Here is a 1,292-nt window from a genome sequence, read left to right on the forward strand (position 1 = left end):
ACCAAGCCGCCGGCCGGCGGTGTCGGCGCCACCACCGCACTCCAGGACGCCGCGACGCTCGCGGGCGAACTGCTCTCCGCGGCTCGGGGCGAGCAGTCGCTGGTGGACGCGGTCGCCGCCTACGAGCGCGTCATGCTCCCCCGCGGCTTCGACACCGTCGACGACTCGCTCCACCTGGCCCGCCGGATGTTCGCCGTGGCCGGCTGACCGCCCTCAGCCCGTCCCCGGAGCGGGGGGTGGTCCGAACTCCGCCCCGGGGCGGGCAGGGGGCACAAGGTCCGCGACGTCCAGCGCGCCACCCCGGTCGAGGGCCTCGTACCACCGCTGGTCACCGAGCCGGTCGAGGAGTTCGGCGCGGGTGCGCCCCACGGCCGGTTCGTCGACCGCCGGCACCGGGACACCGAGGTCGTCGCGCAGCGCGGTCGCCAGGCCGGTCAGCTCGGCGGCGCCGGTCGGGTCGCCCAGCGCGAGGTGCCCCTGCGCCAGGGCGTCCAGGACGCTCGCCTGCCGCCACCGATCGCCCAGGTCACGGTGGACGGCCAAGCTCCTGCCCAACGTGGACAGCGCGCCCTCGACGTCACCGGCGGTCAGCAGCAGCATCCCGAGCAGGTGGTCGGCCCAGGCGATGCCCTCGCGGAAGTCCAGCGCGGTGAACACGGTCATGGCCTGCTCCGCCAACCACCGCGCCCGCTCGTCCTGGCCGCGGTGCCACGCGACGAACGCCAGGTGCACGCGGACGGACGCGGCGTTCTCCGGGTCGTCCAGTGCGCCGTACGCCCGCAAGGCGCGCTCCAACAACGGTTCGGCGGTGTCCAGGTCGCCCGACAACCACGCCGTGAAGCCGGTCGTCTGCAGGACGTCGGCCTTGCCCGGCGCGTCACCCGCGGCCTCGCACCGGGCGAGCGCCTCGGCGTACCGGACCCGGGCGTCGGCGTAGTCGCCCCGCTCGCAGGCGATGGAGCCGAGCAGGCGCAGGCAGCGCGTCTCCGCGCTCGGGTAGGGGAGGGCGGCGGGGGCGGCCTCCGCGAGCCGGGCGGCCTCGGCGTAGGAGCCCTGGAAGTGGGCGAGGAAGGCGGCGGCCAGCTCGGCGGGGGCGCGTTCCGCCGGGGTCAGCCCGGGACGGCGGGCCAGGGCGTCGAGCAGCCAGCGGCGGCCCTCGGCGTGGCGCCCGCGCAGCCGGCAGTTGGGGGCGAGGGTGACGGCGAGGCGCAGTTCGTCGGGGTCGTCGGTGGCGGCGTACCAGGCCAGGGCGGCGCGGAGGTTCTCGTGGTCGGCGGCGAGGCGCTCGGCCC

The 1,292-nt window shown here is 77.0% G+C and carries 1 protein-coding gene and 1 pseudogene; one reads left to right on the top strand and one right to left on the bottom strand.

The features are described 5' to 3' along the window. Positions 1 to 207, top strand: a pseudogene (locus AB0G02_RS37720) (hypothetical protein); the annotation flags it as partial. Between the two features lie 6 nt (positions 208 to 213). Here the strand turns inward: AB0G02_RS37720 and AB0G02_RS37725 are convergent. Then, a partial coding sequence (locus tag AB0G02_RS37725) for a tetratricopeptide repeat protein (RefSeq protein WP_360804554.1) occupies positions 214 to 1,292 on the bottom strand: 1,079 nt, incomplete at its 5' end.

Source organism: Actinosynnema sp. NPDC023658, from assembly GCF_040639995.1.
Classification (GTDB): Bacteria; Actinomycetota; Actinomycetes; order Mycobacteriales; family Pseudonocardiaceae; genus Actinosynnema.